This window comes from Tropicimonas sp. (assembly GCF_047971885.1).
Lineage (GTDB): Bacteria > Pseudomonadota > Alphaproteobacteria > Rhodobacterales > Rhodobacteraceae > Tropicimonas.
The window spans coordinates 1-2834 of record NZ_JBKEAE010000052.1; the positions used below are offsets into that span (position 1 = coordinate 1).

The window sequence follows — 2834 nt, forward strand, 5'->3', positions numbered from 1 at the left end:
TGCTGGAACGGGACTATTCGGGCTATTACGCCTATTGCCGGAGCAAGGTGGCGGAGATCATGTTCACCTTTGACCTGGCCGAAGAGTTGGCGGGGGCGGGCGTCACCGCCAACGCCATGCATCCCGGCGCCTACATGAACACGACAATGGTGCGCGAGATGAAGCACGAGGTGGTCGACAGTGTCGACGAGGGCGCGAACTTCCTGCTGGAACTGGCGACAGACCCTAAATTCGACGGTGACACAGGACGTTACATCAATCGAGGCGAAGATACCCGCGCCGAAGAGCAATGTTACGATGCAGCCGCGCGCGCGCAATTGCGCGCGCTTTCGAACCAATTGGTTGGCCTCTGAATCAAGCAGGAAATCTCATGTCAAATCATGCTGTATTTGTCACCGAAAACCGCCGCATGGTCTTCGGCGAGGTGGAAATGCCGGTGGTGCGTCCCAATGACGTGCTCATCCGAATGAAATATTGCGGCGTCTGCGGATCGGACGTCCATTTCTATGAACATGGCGAGCCGGAATTTCCCGATGTCTACCCGTTCATCCTCGGCCATGAGGGGGCAGGAGAGGTTGTCGAGGTCGGCTCGGCAGTAACCTCGCTCAAGATCGGCGATCTGATCTGTATCGAGCCCGGCATCCCCTGCCGCACCTGCGAATGGTGCGCGAGCGGGCGCTACAACCTCTGCCCCGACGTGGTGTTCCCCTCCGCCCCGCGCGAACCCGGCATTCTGCGCGAATACGTCGCCCACCCGGCCGAGCTGTGTTTCAAATTGCCCGACGGTATGTCCTGCGAAGAGGGCGCACTGATCGAGCCGCTCGCGGTGGGCATGACGGCGGCACGCGAGGCCGGCGCGCGGCTCGGGCAGACGGCGGTAGTGCTCGGCAGCGGCTGCATCGGCCTCGTCACGCTTCTGGCGCTGCGCGCGCTCGGACTGCGCAGGATCGCGCTGGTCGATCTGCATGAGATCCGGCTGGCCAAGGCGCGTGAGCTTGGCGCTTGGGCAACGGTGAACGCGGCTGAAGTCGACCCCGTCGCCGAAGTGAAACGCCTGTTCGACGGCATCGGCCCCGATCTGGTGTTCGAGACCGCCGGCAGTACCGTGACCGCCTCCCAGACCATCCCGATGGCCAAGCGCGGCGGCACGATCATGATCGTCGGCAATGTCGTGGGCCAGACGCCGGTCGATTTCCAAATGGCGACCAACAAGGAACTGACGATCAAGACCAGCTTCCGTTACCGCAACATCTATCCGGCGACGATCGAAGCGGTGGCCAGCCGGCTGATCGACCTGAAGAGCATCATCTCGCGCCATTACCCGCTCAAGGAGGCACCGCAGGCCTTCGAGGATTGCATCGATCAGAAGGCCTCGATGGTGAAGGCGGTGATCCGTTTCGGAGGTCAGGATGACCTGTCCTGAAATCCTCTGCGTGGGCATGGTGGTGGTCGATGTGCTGGTCGAGGGCGTTAGCACAATGCCGCGCCCGGGAGAGACCGGCACCGTCGCCGGCGTCTCCATGGCGACCGGCGGGGACGCGATCAACGAGGCAGTGGCGCTGGCCAAGCTGGGCAATCGTGTCGGCCTGATGGGGCTGATCGGTGGCGATGCGCAGGGGCAGATCATTCTTGAGAACTGCGCCCGCCACCGGATTGGCACCGAAGGGCTGATCGTCGATCCCGGCCGGGCAACCTCCACCGGCATCGTGCTGATCGAGACCGGGGGCGAGCGCAGCTTCCTGTGCAAGCAACACTCCACCTATACGCAGTTCGGGCCCGGGCACATCGACCTCGACAACCTCCGCCCGGGCCTGCGCGCACTTTCCGTCGGCAGCCTGTTCTGCATGCCGCAGTTCGACCGGGAAGCGCTGGCACCGCTCCTGCGCAAGGCGAAATCGGTCGGTGCCATCACCCTCGCCGATCTGGTGATGGATGAGCGCGGCTACGGCCTCGACGCCCTGAACGACGCCTGGCCGTATCTCGATTACGTGGTCCCGAGCGAGTTGGAGGCCGAGATATTCACTGGCTCGCGCGACCCGGAGACGATTGCCGCCACCTTTCGTGCGCGTGGGGTGCAGAACGTGATCCTGAAACGCGGCGTGCAGGGCGTTCTCGCCTTCACCCGAGCGGGGAATTTCGCCTGTCCCGCCTTCGACGTCCCGGTCGCCGATACGACGGGAGCGGGCGACAATTTCGTCGCCGGCCTGATCCATGGGCTTGTGCGCGGTTTCGATACCGACCGCGCCCTGCGCTTCGGCTCCGCCGTTGCCGCGCTCTCCGTGCAGGCGGTGGGTGCGGGTGCAGGGCTCAAGGATCTCGCTCAGGTAGAAGAATTCCTTGCGGAAGCGTCGCGGGCATAACTCCCCAAAAAGACCTCTGCATGATTACGGATTCCGGTCGCAAGCGAGGTTTGATAGGCTGGTCTTGAGGCATTCGGGGCGGTTTGATGGACCTGTTTTTGCGCGAAGCGGCGGATCGGATTGGCGATGACGATGTGCTGGCCAAGGTGGATGCACTCATGGACTGGCGGGCGTTCGGGCCGATCCTGAGGCGCGGTCCGGGGCGGTCGGGTGTGGGGCCTCAGGGCTATGATCCGCTGGTTCTGTTCAAGTGCCTGCTCATTGGCCAGTGGCACGGGCTGAGCGACCCCAAACTGGAGCGCGCGCTGAAGGTCCGTCTGGATTTCATGCTATTTTGCGAACTGGACCTGCATTCGGGTCGTGTCGCGGAGTTTGTGGAAAATCGAAGGCGGCGTAATCTCCGGGTGAACTGACACCCACCCAACCGGCGGCGGCAACCGCCAGGGAGATCACGCCATGAACCAGATTACCGAC

The 2834-nt window shown here is 63.2% G+C and carries 4 protein-coding genes; all 4 read left to right on the forward strand.

Annotation, left to right across the window (positions count from 1 at the left end):
- The coding region (locus tag ACK5IR_RS05425; RefSeq protein WP_416926677.1) for an SDR family NAD(P)-dependent oxidoreductase at positions 1 to 353 on the forward strand (353 nt) is incomplete at its 5' end.
- A 17-nt stretch (positions 354 to 370) separates the two neighbouring features.
- A complete protein-coding gene (locus ACK5IR_RS05430; RefSeq protein WP_416926679.1) occupies positions 371 to 1423 on the forward strand; it encodes an NAD(P)-dependent alcohol dehydrogenase in 1053 nt (350 codons plus the stop codon).
- Positions 1410 to 2360, forward strand: a complete 951-nt coding sequence (locus tag ACK5IR_RS05435) for a carbohydrate kinase family protein (RefSeq protein ID WP_416926681.1) — start codon at positions 1410 to 1412, stop codon at positions 2358 to 2360. The genes ACK5IR_RS05430 and ACK5IR_RS05435 overlap by 14 nt, the downstream gene beginning before the upstream one ends.
- Positions 2361 to 2446: 86 nt before the next feature.
- The gene (locus ACK5IR_RS05440; protein WP_416926683.1) at positions 2447 to 2773 is read left to right on the forward strand and encodes a transposase; all 327 of its coding nucleotides are present in this window, start codon (positions 2447 to 2449) and stop codon (positions 2771 to 2773) included.
- Positions 2774 to 2834: the final 61 nt, after the last annotated feature.

Coding starts and splice junctions, on each gene's coding strand:
- ACK5IR_RS05435 (WP_416926681.1), top strand. CDS start 1,410: ATGACCTGTCCTGAAATCCTCTGCGTGGGCATGGTGGTGGTCGATGTG.
- ACK5IR_RS05430 (WP_416926679.1), top strand. CDS start 371: ATGTCAAATCATGCTGTATTTGTCACCGAAAACCGCCGCATGGTCTTC.
- ACK5IR_RS05440 (WP_416926683.1), top strand. CDS start 2,447: ATGGACCTGTTTTTGCGCGAAGCGGCGGATCGGATTGGCGATGACGAT.